This is a genomic window from Dyadobacter sp. CY347 (assembly GCF_021502655.1).
In the GTDB taxonomy this organism is placed as follows: Bacteria; Bacteroidota; Bacteroidia; order Cytophagales; family Spirosomataceae; genus Dyadobacter.
On the sequence record NZ_JAKFFT010000007.1, the window covers coordinates 289,110 to 304,156 of the forward strand.

At 44.6% G+C, this 15,047-nt stretch carries 8 protein-coding genes; 6 read left to right on the forward strand and 2 right to left on the reverse strand.

The window, feature by feature from the left end; all coding sequences use genetic code 11:
- Positions 1 to 5: 5 nt before the first annotated feature.
- Positions 6 to 2,633, forward strand: coding sequence for a phosphoenolpyruvate synthase (gene ppsA, locus L0659_RS16960; protein WP_235127808.1), 2,628 nt, complete (start codon positions 6 to 8; stop codon positions 2,631 to 2,633).
- A gap of 75 nt (positions 2,634 to 2,708) precedes the next feature.
- Positions 2,709 to 3,080, forward strand: a complete 372-nt coding sequence (locus L0659_RS16965; protein ID WP_235127809.1) for a hypothetical protein — start codon at positions 2,709 to 2,711, stop codon at positions 3,078 to 3,080.
- An 88-nt stretch (positions 3,081 to 3,168) separates the two neighbouring features.
- Here the strand turns inward: L0659_RS16965 and L0659_RS16970 are convergent, their stop codons facing one another.
- Positions 3,169 to 5,592: a TonB-dependent receptor gene (locus L0659_RS16970; protein WP_235127810.1), complete on the reverse strand. Its 2,424-nt coding sequence runs from the start codon at positions 5,590 to 5,592 to the stop codon at positions 3,169 to 3,171.
- Between the two features lie 309 nt (positions 5,593 to 5,901).
- On the opposite strand from L0659_RS16970, the gene L0659_RS16975 reads away from it, so the two are divergent.
- The 4 genes from L0659_RS16975 to L0659_RS16990 all read left to right on the forward strand — a co-directional run bounded on the left by L0659_RS16975 (position 5,902) and on the right by L0659_RS16990 (position 14,590).
- Entirely contained in the window at positions 5,902 to 9,594 is a 3,693-nt protein-coding gene (locus L0659_RS16975) for a T9SS type A sorting domain-containing protein (protein ID WP_235127811.1), read from the forward strand.
- Positions 9,595 to 9,621: 27 nt separating this feature from the next.
- Positions 9,622 to 12,888 carry a DUF6443 domain-containing protein gene (locus L0659_RS16980; RefSeq protein WP_235127812.1) on the forward strand — a complete coding sequence of 1,089 codons (3,267 nt, stop codon included), beginning with the start codon at positions 9,622 to 9,624 and terminating at the stop codon, positions 12,886 to 12,888.
- Entirely contained in the window at positions 12,846 to 13,361 is a 516-nt protein-coding gene (locus L0659_RS16985) for a hypothetical protein (protein ID WP_235127813.1), read from the forward strand. Before L0659_RS16980 ends, L0659_RS16985 begins: the two co-directional genes overlap by 43 nt.
- 74 nt (positions 13,362 to 13,435) lie before the next feature.
- Positions 13,436 to 14,590, forward strand: a complete 1,155-nt coding sequence (locus L0659_RS16990; protein ID WP_235127814.1) for a hypothetical protein — start codon at positions 13,436 to 13,438, stop codon at positions 14,588 to 14,590.
- 24 nt (positions 14,591 to 14,614) lie between these two features.
- On the opposite strand, the gene L0659_RS16995 is transcribed toward L0659_RS16990, so the two are convergent.
- The gene (locus tag L0659_RS16995; protein WP_235127815.1) at positions 14,615 to 15,046 is read right to left on the reverse strand and encodes a hypothetical protein; all 432 of its coding nucleotides are present in this window, start codon (positions 15,044 to 15,046) and stop codon (positions 14,615 to 14,617) included.
- Position 15,047: the final 1 nt, after the last annotated feature.

Consider the following 15,047-nt stretch of genomic DNA (forward strand, 5'->3'; position numbering starts at 1 on the left):
TAGCCATGAAAAATAAAAATCATTTTGTAATTGAATTTCAGGACATTGATCAAACAAAAACAGTCCTAGTCGGGGGTAAAGGTGCCAATTTGGGCGAGTTGTCGAAGATTTCAGGCGTGCGGGTGCCGGATGGTTTTTGCGTCACTACCAATGCTTTTAAGGAAATAATTGCGGATAGCCCCGATATTGATTCGCTTCTGGATCAGCTGGCATTGCTTGACGTGAATGATAGAAAAGCGATCAGCGAAACGAGTGCCGAAATCCGCAGTTTGATCGAAAAAACAGCGATTCCAGCGTTGATTAGGGCAGCAATTGACAGTCAGATCAAACATTTTGGTCAAAACAATGCGTATGCCGTCCGGTCCAGCGCCACAGCGGAAGATCTGCCAACGGCATCGTTCGCAGGCCAGCAGGATACTTACTTGAATGTCATCGGAAAGGAGACTATCCTCGCACATATCAGCAAGTGCTGGGCTTCCCTGTTCACCGACCGTGCGGTAACTTATCGCATTCAAAACGGATTTGATCATCGCAAAGTCCAGCTGTCGGTGGTGGTCCAGAAGATGGTTTTTCCTGATGCGGCCGGCGTTTTGTTCACTGCCGATCCGGTGAATGGCAACCGGAAAGTCACATCCATCGATGCCAGCTTCGGCCTAGGCGAGGCGCTGGTTTCGGGCATTGTCAATGCGGATCATTATAAAGTCCGTGATGGCAACATTGTCGAAAAGAAAATCGGCGGAAAGAAGCTGGCTATCCATGCATTAGCGAGTGGCGGCACGGAGGAACAGGAAATTGATCCTGAAAAACAGGAATTGCAAACGCTGACAGATGAGCAAATTTTACAGCTTTCGGACCTTGGCAGAACGATCGAAGCACATTTCGGCAGCCCGCAGGATATTGAATGGTGCCTGTCTGGTAACACATTTTATATTGTTCAAAGCCGCCCGATTACTACTCTGTTCCCGATTCCTCAGATCGGCGATCAGGTTCATAGTGAAGACATTAAGGCCGTTTATGTGTCTGTCGGCCACCAACAAATGATGACGGATGCGATGAAACCGTTGGGGCTGTCGGTTTTCCTGTTGCTAACCCCGGCCAAAATGCGCACCGCCGCGGGAAGGTTGTTTGTAGACGTCGCACCAAACCTGGCTTCGCCCGCGCTGAGGGATATTGTATTAAATAAAACACTGGGAAAGTCAGATCCGCTCATCAAGGATGCGCTGCTGAATATTTTGGAGAGGAAAGATTTTATCCAATTTTTGCCGGAAGATCAGGCTGTTCATTCCAATTCCACACCGAAGCCTGCGGCTCCACCGTCGTTCATTGACGATCCGAACGTTGTGACAGATCTGATCAGGCAAAGTGAAACATCGCTTGCCAGGCTAAAAAGTGAAATCCTGGAAAAGTCAGGCAGCGATTTGCTCGATTTCATCCGCGAGGACATTCAACAGTGGAAGAAAAGCATGTTTGATTCTTTGAGCACGAAGACAATCATGTCTACTTTTGATGCTTTGGCGTGGATCAATTATAAAATGAATGAATGGTTGGGCGAGAAAAATGCGGCAGACACGCTTACTCAATCCGTTCCCAATAATGTGACCTCAGAAATGGGATTGGCATTACTGGATGTCGCAGATGTGATCCGACCCTCTCCGGAAGTAATTGACTATCTGCAACATGAGAAAGACGATCAGTTTCTGGATCAGCTGGTTCTTCTGGAAGGTGGGAAAGAAGCCTGGGCTGCGATCAATGCTTTTCTTGAAAAATACGGAGTCCGCTGTGCAGGTGAAATTGACATTACCCGGCCGCGATGGATTGAAAAGCCCGCCACGCTTATCCCTGTTATTCTTGGTAACATTAAGAATTTCGAACCCGGCGCCAGTCAAAGGAAATTTGAGGAGGGGCGGCGGCAGGCATTGGAAAAAGAGAAGGATTTATTAAGCAGATTGGAGCAACTGCCCGATGGTGAGACCAAAGCCAGAGAAACAAAACGCATGATCGACCTGATCCGGAATTTTACAGGTTACCGTGAATATCCCAAATATGGAATGGTGAGCCGCTTCTTCGTATATAGGCAAGCGTTATTGAAGGAAGCCGAAAAACTTGTCGAAGCTAATGTGATCGGTGAAAAGGAAGCCATTTATTATCTCACTTTCGACGAGCTGTGTGAAGTCGTCCGCACAAAGAAGTTGGATAATGACATGGTACTGCAACGAAAGGAAGCATTTAAAAGCTATGAAAAACTAACACCGCCCCGCGTGATGACGTCTGAGGGTGAGGTTGTTACGGGTTCCTACAATAAGGAAAATCTCCCCGATGGCGCCATTGCCGGCCTTGCCGTTTCGTCCGGAATTATAGAGGGAAGGGCGCGTGTGATCCTTAGTATGGAACACGCTGAGCTGGAAGACGGCGACATTCTGATCACCGCATTTACCGACCCCAGCTGGACACCATTGTTTGTCTCAATAAGGGGTCTCGTCACCGAAGTCGGCGGATTAATGACCCACGGAGCAGTCATTGCACGGGAATATGGGCTGCCAGCCGTTGTTGGCGTTGAAAATGCTACAAAACTGATCAGAGACGGGCAGCGGATCCGGGTGAATGGGACAGATGGATATGTTGAATTGCTGTAAATTTTGAACTGTATACAAATTTGTGTTAATTGATGACCATATATTATTTTTCAAACTTTCAAACTTTTGGTCAAGATGAAAACAAAGTTGTACTTCATGCTGGTTATCGCACTTGGGATTTTCTCCATTGCGGCGCAAAAATCAATCACGGCAGACGATATACTGGGCACCTGGAAATATCAGATCAGTGATGTTCCGCCTGAATATGAATCGGGTTTTTTTACATTTGAGCAAAAAGACAATAAGACTGTTGGCTACGTAGGCGACACGCAAAAGCAGGAAATGAAGGAGCTGACCGTCGCTCCGGATAAAGTTACATTCTCGACAGAATCCGAGCATGGTGTTTTCAAATATAATTTGGCACAAAAAGGCGATACACTCACCGGAATGATCTCATCACAATATGGAGATTTCCCTATTAAGGCGGTTAAGGAAGCCAAAAAGTAATGTTTTGTATAGATTTTAAATTTTGTGCAAAGCAAAAAAAGCCTGCAAATCATCGATTTGCAGGCTTTTCATTTATCAGGTCAAATCCCTAAAAAGTATAAGTAAAGTTTGCCAGCAAGGCCCGCGGAGTTTGTGGCGCGATGGTCGACCAGCCTTTGTAATATTCCTTGTTAAATGCATTATTTAATTTAAGGCCGATGCGATAATGCTCTGCCTGGAAAAAGAGGGAGGCGTTGGCAACGGTGTAAGCTGGCAGCATAAAATCGCCGGTCGATACATAATTAATCGCGTAACGCTCGCTGGCTCCGTTGAAGCCCAGTCCAAGGCCAAAACCTTTCAGCTTTCCCCCTGGCGCTTCGTAGTTTGCCCAGAAATTATAAAGCGTTTTTGGCCCGGCTCCCAGTGGCCGCTTGTTCAGAATGTCTGTGTAGTCCGTTTTAGTGGTTTTGCTGTCGTTATTGCTGTATCCGGCCCTGATGTTCAGGCCTTTTGCAGGGTTCGCGTTTAATTCAATTTCAAAACCTTTGCTGTAAATTTCACCGTCCTGGATCTTGTTAAACGGTGACGCAGGATCCGTCATAACCTGGTCTTTCACACGGATATCATAATAGCTTACGGTTGCATTCAGCTTGTTTTTGATAATGTTGGTTTTAAAACCAAACTCAATCTGGTTGGCCTGCTCAGGTCTGAAAGTCTTGATCGTTTGCGGGCCGTCCTCCGGGTTGCCTACGAGTGCGGGCGCTACATTGGTAAAACCATTCTGATAATTGGCAAAGACAGAAACCTTATCAGTAACCGGCTCAAACAAGATCCCGAATTTTGGGGACAATGTGGTTTGATTGTAATTATCTTCCCCTGTCGCTATATCACCCTGATTATCAAAATGATCCAGGCGCAAACCTACCATTACAGATAAGTTATTCGTAAGATTCAGCACATCAGACGCGTAAGCGCTGTAAATGTTATATTTCGATTTTGCATTGCTCACGCCCTGACGCGCCAGCACTGCATCCACAGCAGCCGTCGAAAGCGGGTAAGCAGTGGTTTCGACCACTTTTGGTGTAAACGGATCATCGCCGCTCGAACCGCCTTCCGGAGTCACATTGCCATAAAATGCATAACCCGTGCCGTTGCTCGTGGATATGGCCGAGAAATAATCAAGGCCAAGCACAACCCGGTTCCTTAGCGAGCCTAACTTGAAATCGCCGATGAAATTTTGCTGGATATCGGATGTTCCCGTGTATTCATTTTGCTTGTTCAGGAAGCGCGAGAAGGTGTCATTTCCCAAAATGCCGTAGTCAAATAAATAGGAATAATAGCCCTTTGTAGAAGTGGCGCTTTTGGAAACCAATGTCTGCGACTGCCAGGTGTCGGAAAGTTTGTAATCCATCTCAACCCTGTAATTCTGCGTTGGGTTTTGTAATGTCAGGTCGTTGCTGGTGAAAGAGAGTTTGTAATTATAATTCAGCTCTTTCATGTTTTTCGACTCCGTAGGCGCAGTGCGGTTCAGGAACAGGAACATGGGGTTGGTTTGCTCAGCCTGTGTGATCTCTCCGTAAAAAGAAAACGATAAATTGTTGTTCACTTTATAAGATAGGGATGGTGCAACGAAGAAGTTCTTCCTGAAACCAGCATCCTGAAAGCTCCTTTCCGTCGCATAGGAGGTGTTTAGTCTGAAATAAATGCCCTTTTCCTTGCTTAATGCTGTGTTGAAATCGCCCGTCACCTGGTTCAATCCGAAGGAGCCGGTTGTAAATGAAAGCTCGCCACCCGTTCCTACGTAAGGCTTTTTGGTAACCACATTAATAAGCCCGCCGTAAGAGCTCACCGCATTGCCGAAAAGCGTGGCGGAAGGTCCTTTCAAAACTTCAATGCGCTCAATGTTGGCCGGGTTAATGGTTCCGTTGGTTAGCCCGGGTAAACCGTTCACAAGTTTAGGCTGGACCGAAAATCCACGCAGCGAGTAATATCCCGCTCCGTCACCGCCACGACCGGTTGATGTCCAGAGATTATCCACACCCGCTGCATTTTTCAATGCGTCGTCAAAATTTGTAACGATCTGCGATTGTAGCAGGTAATTGGTAATGGTGCTGTAAACCTGTGTGTTTTCAAAATCGCGCAATGGCAACTTGGCAACATAGGCCGTTTGGTTTCTCGAAAATTTGTTCTCGCTTTCGCCCTGCACGAGCACTTCCCGCAAGATTTCGTCACCCTCGTACAAAGTGATCGTGTTCAGGTCCACTTCATTTTGTGCGATGGTAAAAGTTAATTCCTTGGTTTTGAAACCAATAGAAGAAATGGATAAAACATAATTTCCATCATTAAGATTGGATAATTCAAAGACGCCATCACTGCCGGTCTGCGTCCCGATTTTCGTGTCTTTGACCAGGATAGTAACCCCCGGGATGCTCTTTTTCGAGTTGTCCAGCACAACTCCCTTCAATTTACCTGACTGACCGTAGGAAAGGCTCGTTATGAGTAGAAATAATGAAACTGATAGAAAGGTTTTCATTTGCTTATTTAGACTATTTATAATTTAAATCAAGCTGCAAATGTATTCCTCCCAAAGTTCACTTCCAAGTGAATTGTACTATTTTGGTAAGGGTGAGTTTCGCTTTTGCTGCATTTAAATTTAGTTTTAACTTGCCGCCAAATAGTTTGCTACAACCTCTCGTTCCTATTTTTTAAAAATACTTCCGCAGCTTAGTCCCTGGCAGGAACCTCGACCCCTCAAAAAAAGGGTGTACATGCTCATTTCCTTTACAGCTTAAATCGCCTTGGTCAGGATATTAATTCCATATCCTAACATAACCAATGCCCGATGAAGAAATTTTTAGCAGGTTTAACAGTAGTCGCAATCCAGCTCACTGTCCATTGCATTGCTCAAATCAAGTACACACCCGTTGATAGTGTCAAGTCCATTGGCAACCCTGTGCTTTCGCTGACGTCACAAGAGCACATTCCTCAACCGCCCAAAACGGTACAAAGTCCAAACGCAGCAACATTGGGCTCGTATGGCGAAATTGCCGTATCGCCTTATACGGGGAAAGCGAACATTTCCATTGATTTATATTCCATCACGGATGGCAATGTGGAAATTCCGGTAACATTGCATTATGATGCCACGGGTGTTCGTCCGGATGTTCACCCGGGCTGGGTAGGGCTGAACTTTGGGTTATCTACCAACTATTCAATCACCCGCACGGTTAAAGACGGTTACGATGAATACATCCCCGTCCCGGGAATCCCGGATCAGCTTGGATTTATGAATACCGGATCAGTTATTAACGGAAACGACTGGGCAACTCCGGCGAAAATCAAACAGACCGCATTAGTAATCTCTCAGCAAACCAACACATTCGTCGACACCGAGCCTGACGAATACAGTTTTAATGCGCCGGGATTGTCGGGAAAATTTTACCGCGGAAGTGACGGAAAGTGGAAAGTCCAGTGTGACCGGCCAGTTAAGGTCGAAACGATTGCAGCTCCTAATGTTCATTTGTACACACCATTTACCGCGCCGGCAAGCATTAAGGACGGAAACCCATGGTCGGCTCAAAATCAAGGCAGATACATGGAACACTTCCAGGGCTTCACAGTGACGGATGAATATGGCACCCAATACATTTTCGGGGGAAGTGATATGGCGTATATGGAATACAGTATCGACTTCTTTGAACAAGGCAAGGATACCTGGATCTGTAATGCGTGGTATTTAAAATCCATTGTCCGGCACACCGGACAGACGATCCATTTCACTTACGAGCGAGGTGATTTTGTAAACCAGATGTATTTTTCAGTATACAACAAAAAATCGCGGATAGACGGTGGCTGGTGGTTTGCCTGTGACAACTGGTCTTCTCTGATTGGCCAGTACGGCCCCTACACCGGCAAGCTGATTTCTCCAATTTATCCCAAAGAAATATCGGGTGATAATTTTAAGATCAAGTTTCAGTCAAGCGAAAGCACAGAGCTACGGTATACCAATGACATATTTACGTCTTTTGAAACCAAGAAAACGCTTGATGGGTACACAAAGCTCGACTATCTCACTTTTCTTTTCGATTGTTACTATCCCAGTCCGGCCAATTATCCGAATGGTTGCGGCAGTCCTACATTAACACAGCTTCTCACAAAGCTCAAATGGCGCAAATTGGACAAGATACAGGTTCAAAATGGAAGTGGTGCGACAATCAAAGAATTTGAATTTACTTATAACAACATTATCACCGAAAGGCTAATGTTGCAAAAGGTGCAGGAAAAATCCGGATACAGTGCTGCCAAGCTTCCTCCTTATGAGTTCACTTATTTTACCAAGGGTTTCACATTGCCTGGATATGGTAAATCCCATACAGATCATTGGGGATATAATAATGGAAAATTAATTAATGCTCCCAACGATTTTAATGCCATGGCAGCTTATGGAACCACATTCCGTATTCCTGCGGTCGATGATGATCTTCATCGCGTCGGATCATTAATGCAAATTAAATATCCAACCGGTGGAATAACAAAGTTCCGTTTTGAGCCGCACAGGTTTTCAAAAGAAGTTAAGCTGAAACGCTGGGAAGGCGAAGATGCTTTTGGAGTAAATCAGGTTGCTGGCGGCTTGCGGATTAAGGAAATTCATTCCTATGACCCTACATTGCCGATCCCATCTGTTGTCAAAAAATATTATTATCTGTCCGCATTCGATCCTGCAAGCCCGGACACATCGGCAAGTGCACTATCCAGTGGCGTGCTGGGCGGGAAAGCGCAATACTATTGGCCCAATTACAAACCGCTCCCTGATAATTCAGGGATTTCGGTAGAGGAAGAAATTTTTTCTACGCAGTCCGTGCTGCCCGCTTCAGAAAACTCGATGGGTTCGCACATAGGGTATTCCAGGGTCATTGAGCGTTCTTCTACCGAGGGATGGATTGTTCATCAATTCTCAAACTTCGACAACGGCTACCGTGACGAGGCACCACTGGGTTTCCTGCAACCCAGCACAACGCCCTATCAACCTTACAACAGCAAGGCTTTTATGAGAGGCAAGCCACTTTCAGAAGAACGGTATTTTCAAAATGGAAGCGTTGCATCAAAAACCACTAACCTCTATAGTCTGGTTGGTGCAGTAACAGATTACACGGCGAGGTCAGTCAAAACGCAATTTACTGTCCTCTGCAACACCAGTAATTCCGTTTTTGAAGGAACTGCCTATGTCATTGATTGCCGGAAATTTTTGCCTGCCGAGGTTGCTAATTATTATTATGATCAGGAAAATGGAACAGGAGCACCCGCACTGCAGAGCTTTACTTACTGGCCCAACGGGCAATTATATATTTCAGGACAAAGCGACAGCAAGGGAAGGACTATCAAGACCTGGTATAAGTATCCTGCAAATTTTGCAGATGCGGTTAGCCTGGAAATGGTTTCAAAGAATATCATCGGGCCAGTCCTGGAAACATTTAAATACACAGGAATGGAGGCGGCGCCTATGCCGATCAAAAAAACCGCTGTGACGTATGACCTATTCTCGGGGTTTTACCGGCCGCAAAAAGTGCAGACGAAACTATTCAATGCCGCAGCTTTTAATACTGATATTGAATTTTTGACCTATGACGCGCGAGGTAATCTGCTTACTTACAAGCAACAAAACGGCCTGGTCAATAAGCTCGAATATTACGGCCCTGCGGATGTGGGAAAAGCGGATATGCTAAAAAAGAGCACGGTTGCGGACGGTGCGACCATCAGTCAGTCGGCAATGTACAATTACAAGGCTGCTATTGGTGTAGAAAGTATGCAGGATGCAAATGGCAAGGTGGTTGCTTACGAATATGATCTTTTCAACCGGCTCAAAAATCAGCGATCCGGCAATGCTGCGGGTCCTACACGGGTTTCATATTGTTATAATCATGCGGGGCAGGTCGTGGATTGTCCAAATATTAATGTCACCGGGGCGGTCGCTGCGCCAGCGCTGGTGCTCATCGCCGAATCGGCTCTGCCGGTAACGCTGGTTGAATTTTTGGCAACCGCACACGAAAAACAAGCGGACTTAACATGGATGACCACAGCCGAAACCAACAGCGAGCGCTTTGATATTGAACGCAGTTCAGATGGTGGACATTGGCAGCTGATAGGCTCTGTGCCTTCGCACCGAGAAAGCAGTGAGCAGCAGAGCTACTCGTTCGTTGATTTGTATCCATTGTCCGGAGAAAATCTTTACAGGTTAAAGATGATTGATATGGACGGCACATTCACATTCAGCCGAATTCGTAATGTAGTTTTTGGAGAGGAATCACAAGTTACATTATACCCTAATCCGCTCACTGTAACCGATGCACTCAGCATTGAAACGGGTGCTCCTGAAAAAATCGCCGGCATTTTCATTTATGATGTCAATGGGAAACAGATGTTGCAGACATCCTGGAAGCCCAGTATCGACATCAAATCAATGTCCGCAGGCTTGTACTTGTTGCAGATCACCTACACGGACGGCAGTGTGAGCAGCCACCGCATTGTAAAACAGTAAACATTATCCACACTAACTATAATTAAGATGAAAAATAAGCTTTTGGCAACCTTGCTATGCTTTCTCTGCGCATATGCACACGCCCAGCAAACGAATACACGCAACTACGTGATCACAAAAACCTACAAACAATCCGGTGCGAATTCGGACGATGTAGGTAAGGTGGTCACACAAGTTGCATATTTCGATGGCTTGGGTAAGGCCATTCAAACTGTAACTGTGGGTCAAAGCCCCGCAGGCCAGGATTTCGTTGAACCCGTTGAGTATGATGCAGCCGGGAGAATTCAGAAAAAATATTTGCCATATGTTTCTGCTGGTAATGGTGCTTATCAGTCCAGTGCATTTTCAGCCGCTACGAGCTGGTACATTGCTAATAGTTCCGGCCTTGCGGCAAGTGATTTGGGAAGACCGTTTTATGAAACAATTTATGAGCCGTCCCCGCTGAGCCGCGTTTCCAATGAGCGGGCATCCGGGAATAAGAGTGCAAACTCGACAATAAAATACAAAGTTAACGCTGCTGCCGAAGTTAAACGGTACGACTATAATCCGGCAAATAACACCATTGCCTTGGTCGGTAATTATGCAGCCGGTGCACTTCTGCGCACGCAGCATATAGATGAGCAAGGCAATGTGTCCAGCGAATACACGGATATGTTAGGCCAAATGATCTGCAAGCAGATCGTCGCTTCTGGTCAGGCCACACTTTCCACGTACTATGTTTATGATGATTTGGGACTTTTGCGTGCCATTTTGCAACCCAATTATCAGGATGCAGCTTCGCTGACAGATCATGCCTTCTCTTATGACTATGACGACCGCGGCCGGATGATTGCGAGGAATGTTCCAGGAGGTGGTAAAACCGAATATGTGTACGATCAGTACGACCGGCAGGCCCTTTCCCGCGATGCGAACCAGTTGCAACGGGGCGTTTGGGCCTTTACCAAATTCGATGCGCTAAACCGGCCCATCATTACCGGCGAAATTACGTCTGCCTCTTCGCGGGCAGATTGGTCTGTAATTGTCGATGCTGCAACCCAGCATCACGAGGACCGGAATAATGGCGCCGTCGCCGGATATACGCTAAATAAAACTGCACCTAAGAATGCCGCTGAGGCCAATATTCTTAATGTTACATTCTATGACGATTATGCCTTTTTGAAAGCCAGTCATTTCACGTTTGATAATTCGATTGTCTCTTCTTTTAATGCCAATGTCAAAGGTCAGGTCACAGGTGCACGTTCACGGATGCTTCCTGGAAATGGGGCGCAAGGTGGTTTTTTAACAAATGTGGTTTACTATGACGTAGAGTATCGTCCAATCCAGAATACGCGCGACTTATATGACCTTGGTGCAGGCAGATATGAGCGCCATACTAAAATCTATAAGTATGATCTGGCGCCCGTTTTGTCTTCGGAACACATTATTCACTGGCATACCGCAAGCCAGGCTTATGGACTAATCCGGACTTTTGAATATGACCATGCCGACCGGCTTCTCGGAATAAAAGAAGAAATTCAAACCCCTGTGGACAATGCCGATGGTCTGTCAGCCTCTTACCGTTACAATGCATTGGGCAGCATGCAGAGCAAGTGGTTCCACAATGTGGCGACCAACCAATTCCGTATCCGGACAGATTATATATACAACATACGGGGCTGGTTACATGAGGGAAAATCAGTTTATAAAAAGCAGAAAAACGGGCCTGATATTTCATTCTTCGGATTTGGTTTGGTCTATGCAAACGGGAACAGTTATACGAATGGCAATATCAGTCAAACACAATGGATGGAAAAGGATGCATCGGCCTACTCCAAAGGGCTAAGCTTTACTTACGACGGGGCCGACCGGCTGACAGGCTCATCTGGTTTGAATGGTTACACCAACACTGAGGCAGGCATTACTTACGACAAAAATGGAAACTTAAAGACACTCGTGAGGGCTGGCTCAGCCACAGATAACCTTTCATATAATTACCAGGGTAATAAGCTTTCAGTAGTCACGGATGCTTCTGCCAGTAACCTGGGCGTAAAAAAAGGCGCAAGTAATTACACCTATGACGGCAACGGAAATATGATTTCTGACGGAAACAGAGGTGCAACCATTACCTACAACTATCTCAACCATCCTAGAACGGTTACAATGAATGCCAAAACTCAGGTTTATGATTATGACGCTAGTGGCGTGAAACATAAATATGCCGCCGATACACTCATTTTGAAATATGAAGGTCCATTTGAATACCGTCAGATCGGCGCGAACAATGTGCTATACAGAATTGCATTACAGGAGGGTCAGGCAAAGATTGACAAAGGAAAAATAATACGAGAATATTATCTTAAAGATCATTTAGGAAATATCCGGGTCGTTTTTGACGAGTTAGGGCAGGTCAAGCAAAAGACTGACTATTATCCTTTTGGGTTGTCCATCAGCGGTGATGATGCCGCTACAACACCAGCGACCAGAAACAACGTCAACCGTTTCCTGTACAACAGCAAGGAACTGCAAGCCGGCAGCGGCTATCTGGATTTCGGAGCCAGGATGTATATGCCTGAGGTTGGAAGATGGGGAATGACTGATCCTTTGGGAGAAGAATTCTCTGATGAGTCACCATATTCCGCATTTAAGAATAATCCGCTCAGGTTTGTTGACCCGGATGGACAGGCTCACGTTGATGTTGAACAAAATAGGGATGGCACTTATACAGTTGTTGGAGGCCAGGCTAATGCAGACATGAATATTTATTTAGTAGATGGAAATGGAAATCGAACTGGTAAAATCGTTGGTGAAATGCTTACACAATATTCGTTTCATAGCAATAACGGTAATGCTATTATCGGTGCAGTAATTGATCCTAAGGATAAGTCAGGAAGCAACTTTCTTAATGAAGAAATTATTAGAGATAATCCTAATCTATTTCAATATATGATTAACGCTACTGGTGGCGAAAAATACGATTTCAAAACAAGGGGAATGAACGAGAATCGAGATGATATGAGCCGGACACAGTATGCTTACAGGGGAATGAGCTACAAAGGAAAAGTCGCTTCCGCACGCGATATAGGAAATTTTGGAGCTGGCTATATTGCAGGGCGAAATGGTCTTGGATGGAGCATTGCGAGATTGGGTTTTGACGCGTTGGAAAGTTACCAGCAAAGTGCGTTTACAAGAGAGGGTGAACCAACACAACACGCACAAAAGATTGGATTTAGCGAAGGTTCTTCGGTTTTTCAAAAACTTAAATTTAAAAGAGAATGGCAAAGAGCGATCAACCCATTACCACATGGGAAATGGTAAAAGTGTTATTGAAAATGGTAGGGATTTGTTTTGCAATATTTGCGATTTTTTTGATATGTCGTGATCAAACTCGGACATTTTACTGCTTACCGAACGGACAGTGTGTAACTGTATGGAAACGTATGGGGAATAATTGTTATATTATTCCGGATAAGTATTACGGAATATTTACTCCATCACTCAGTCATATTGAAACATCCAACACTCAATATTTGACATTGTATTTTAATGATAATTATCCAAAAAGCATTGTTGTTCGAAATCAGGGAAACATTACTGGGAAACGAGAGATTAAAATCATTATTTATCCTTATGGAGATTGGAAATTAAGCGGATACTCGGAGGATAATCGATCAGTATTTTACGAACGAAATGCTCGGAAGTTTAGAGATGTTAAAGCTCATATTGATTATATTGATTTAGACATTAAAGAAAATTATGGAAGGGATAAAAACGGAAAAAAATTTCAGTAGCTGGTAACAGTAAGAACAAATATCAAATAACTAACCACAAATAAATCATTTCTAACAATTCAAATCACATTACTATGAAAAAGCAAATCACACGCACTACTCAACTTTTCTCAAATATTTTAATTGTTTTATTACTTTCAACCCACGCAATGTCTGTGGCTCAGGGGAAGTTCTCAGAGGGTTATTTGATTACTATTCAAGGCGATACGATTCGTGGTGTGATCAAGAATGAAGATTGGGCGGAAAGCCCCCAGACGATTAAATTCAAGGCTGTTAGCGGTTCATTACAGAATTTTTCAGCTGCTGATTTACAGGGTTTTAATATTGTTGAAACAAACGAAATTTACAAGAGCAAAAAGATTGGTCTTCTAAACATTAGCTCTACCAGACGTTATGTGGTAACGCCATCGCTGGAAGCGGTTGATTCAGTTCAGTTGTTTTTAAAAGAGGTTGTAAAGGGGAAAAGTGCTTCACTTTACCTTTTCTTAAATTCTCTCGAACAATCACATTACTTTATAGAGTGGAATGGGCAGTTGAAAGAGCTTATTAATTATGATTATCATAAAGTGATTGACAATAAACTGCACCTTCTTTTGATTGATGAGTATCGGAATCAGCTCCTTACATTCACGTCCGGCCTGGACAATTTCAACGAGCTCCTTCCTCTTTACCAGGAAAAACATTTGAAGGAATATATTGAAAAATTAGATCATGTTATTTCAGATAATAGTAACGTGTCTCTATCTCGTGAAATGCCAATAACTTACGATCTGGACATCAATGCCGGTTTGGAAAACTGGAAAGAATCAGGCATTACATTAAACAATAAATTTAGCTATGGTCTGGGAGTGAGGATAAATTTTCCACGCAAATTTCAGAATAGATATATTAAGGTTAATTTGTTCCTGACGCCTAATCTACTGGTTAGATACGATTTTAATGCCTATAAGCAAGTCGTGCTAAGAACATTGGAAGTGGCCGTAGGAAGTCATTTCGGGGCAGGCACATTGCGCCCATACATCGGTTTTCATTACAGCGGCGTATCTCACGGTTACCGATCAGATTTTCTCGGTTTTCAGGGAGGAATTAGTTTTAAGCGCAGAATTTGTCTGGATATAGCGCACTTTATAAATCTTAATTCAGTATTTACGGCAACAGGTTTTTTAACACGCCCAAGAGTCGCTTTACATTACTTTTTTGATTTAAATTTCAAGCGGTTCAGAGCATAACGACCGTTGAGAAACCGGCCACATTCACTCCGGAACAAGCTCATACTCATTTACCGTATTCCCGGTCTTCCGGCTTTCATTCGTCCGTTTTAGTAACAGCCTGTCCTGCGTGGGTTTTTCGGTGATGTAAAATTCAATGTTACCGGCTGATCCGGTTGGGGGTGGGGAGAGGTTTTCGAGGATGAGGCGGTTGTTGTCGGGGGAAAGGGACCATTGTCCGGATAATGTGCGGCCATCGACGTCTGTAAAACGGACCTGTTCCTTACTTGTCAGGTCTAGGCGGAAGCGGGCGTAGCCGGGTTTGGTGTTTCCGGCATTTCCTTCCGTAAAAACCGCTGCGCCATTTTCCTTTACAGATTTCGCCTTCCAGATCCGCCCAATGTCGGCCGGTTCTACTTTTTTGGGCTGGCAGGCAGCAAAAAGCAATAATGCGATCAGATACAGGTTCTTTTTCATG

Bases quoted from the DNA above. Each gene is read 5' to 3' on its own strand.
- L0659_RS16965 (WP_235127809.1), top strand. From the start codon at position 2,709: ATGAAAACAAAGTTGTACTTCATGCTGGTTATCGCACTTGGGATTTTC.
- L0659_RS16985 (WP_235127813.1), top strand. From the start codon at position 12,846: ATGGCAAAGAGCGATCAACCCATTACCACATGGGAAATGGTAAAAGTG.
- L0659_RS16975 (WP_235127811.1), top strand. From the start codon at position 5,902: ATGAAGAAATTTTTAGCAGGTTTAACAGTAGTCGCAATCCAGCTCACT.
- L0659_RS16980 (WP_235127812.1), top strand. From the start codon at position 9,622: ATGAAAAATAAGCTTTTGGCAACCTTGCTATGCTTTCTCTGCGCATAT.
- ppsA (WP_235127808.1), top strand. From the start codon at position 6: ATGAAAAATAAAAATCATTTTGTAATTGAATTTCAGGACATTGATCAA.
- L0659_RS16995 (WP_235127815.1), bottom strand. From the start codon at position 15,046: ATGAAAAAGAACCTGTATCTGATCGCATTATTGCTTTTTGCTGCCTGC.
- L0659_RS16970 (WP_235127810.1), bottom strand. From the start codon at position 5,592: ATGAAAACCTTTCTATCAGTTTCATTATTTCTACTCATAACGAGCCTT.
- L0659_RS16990 (WP_235127814.1), top strand. From the start codon at position 13,436: ATGAAAAAGCAAATCACACGCACTACTCAACTTTTCTCAAATATTTTA.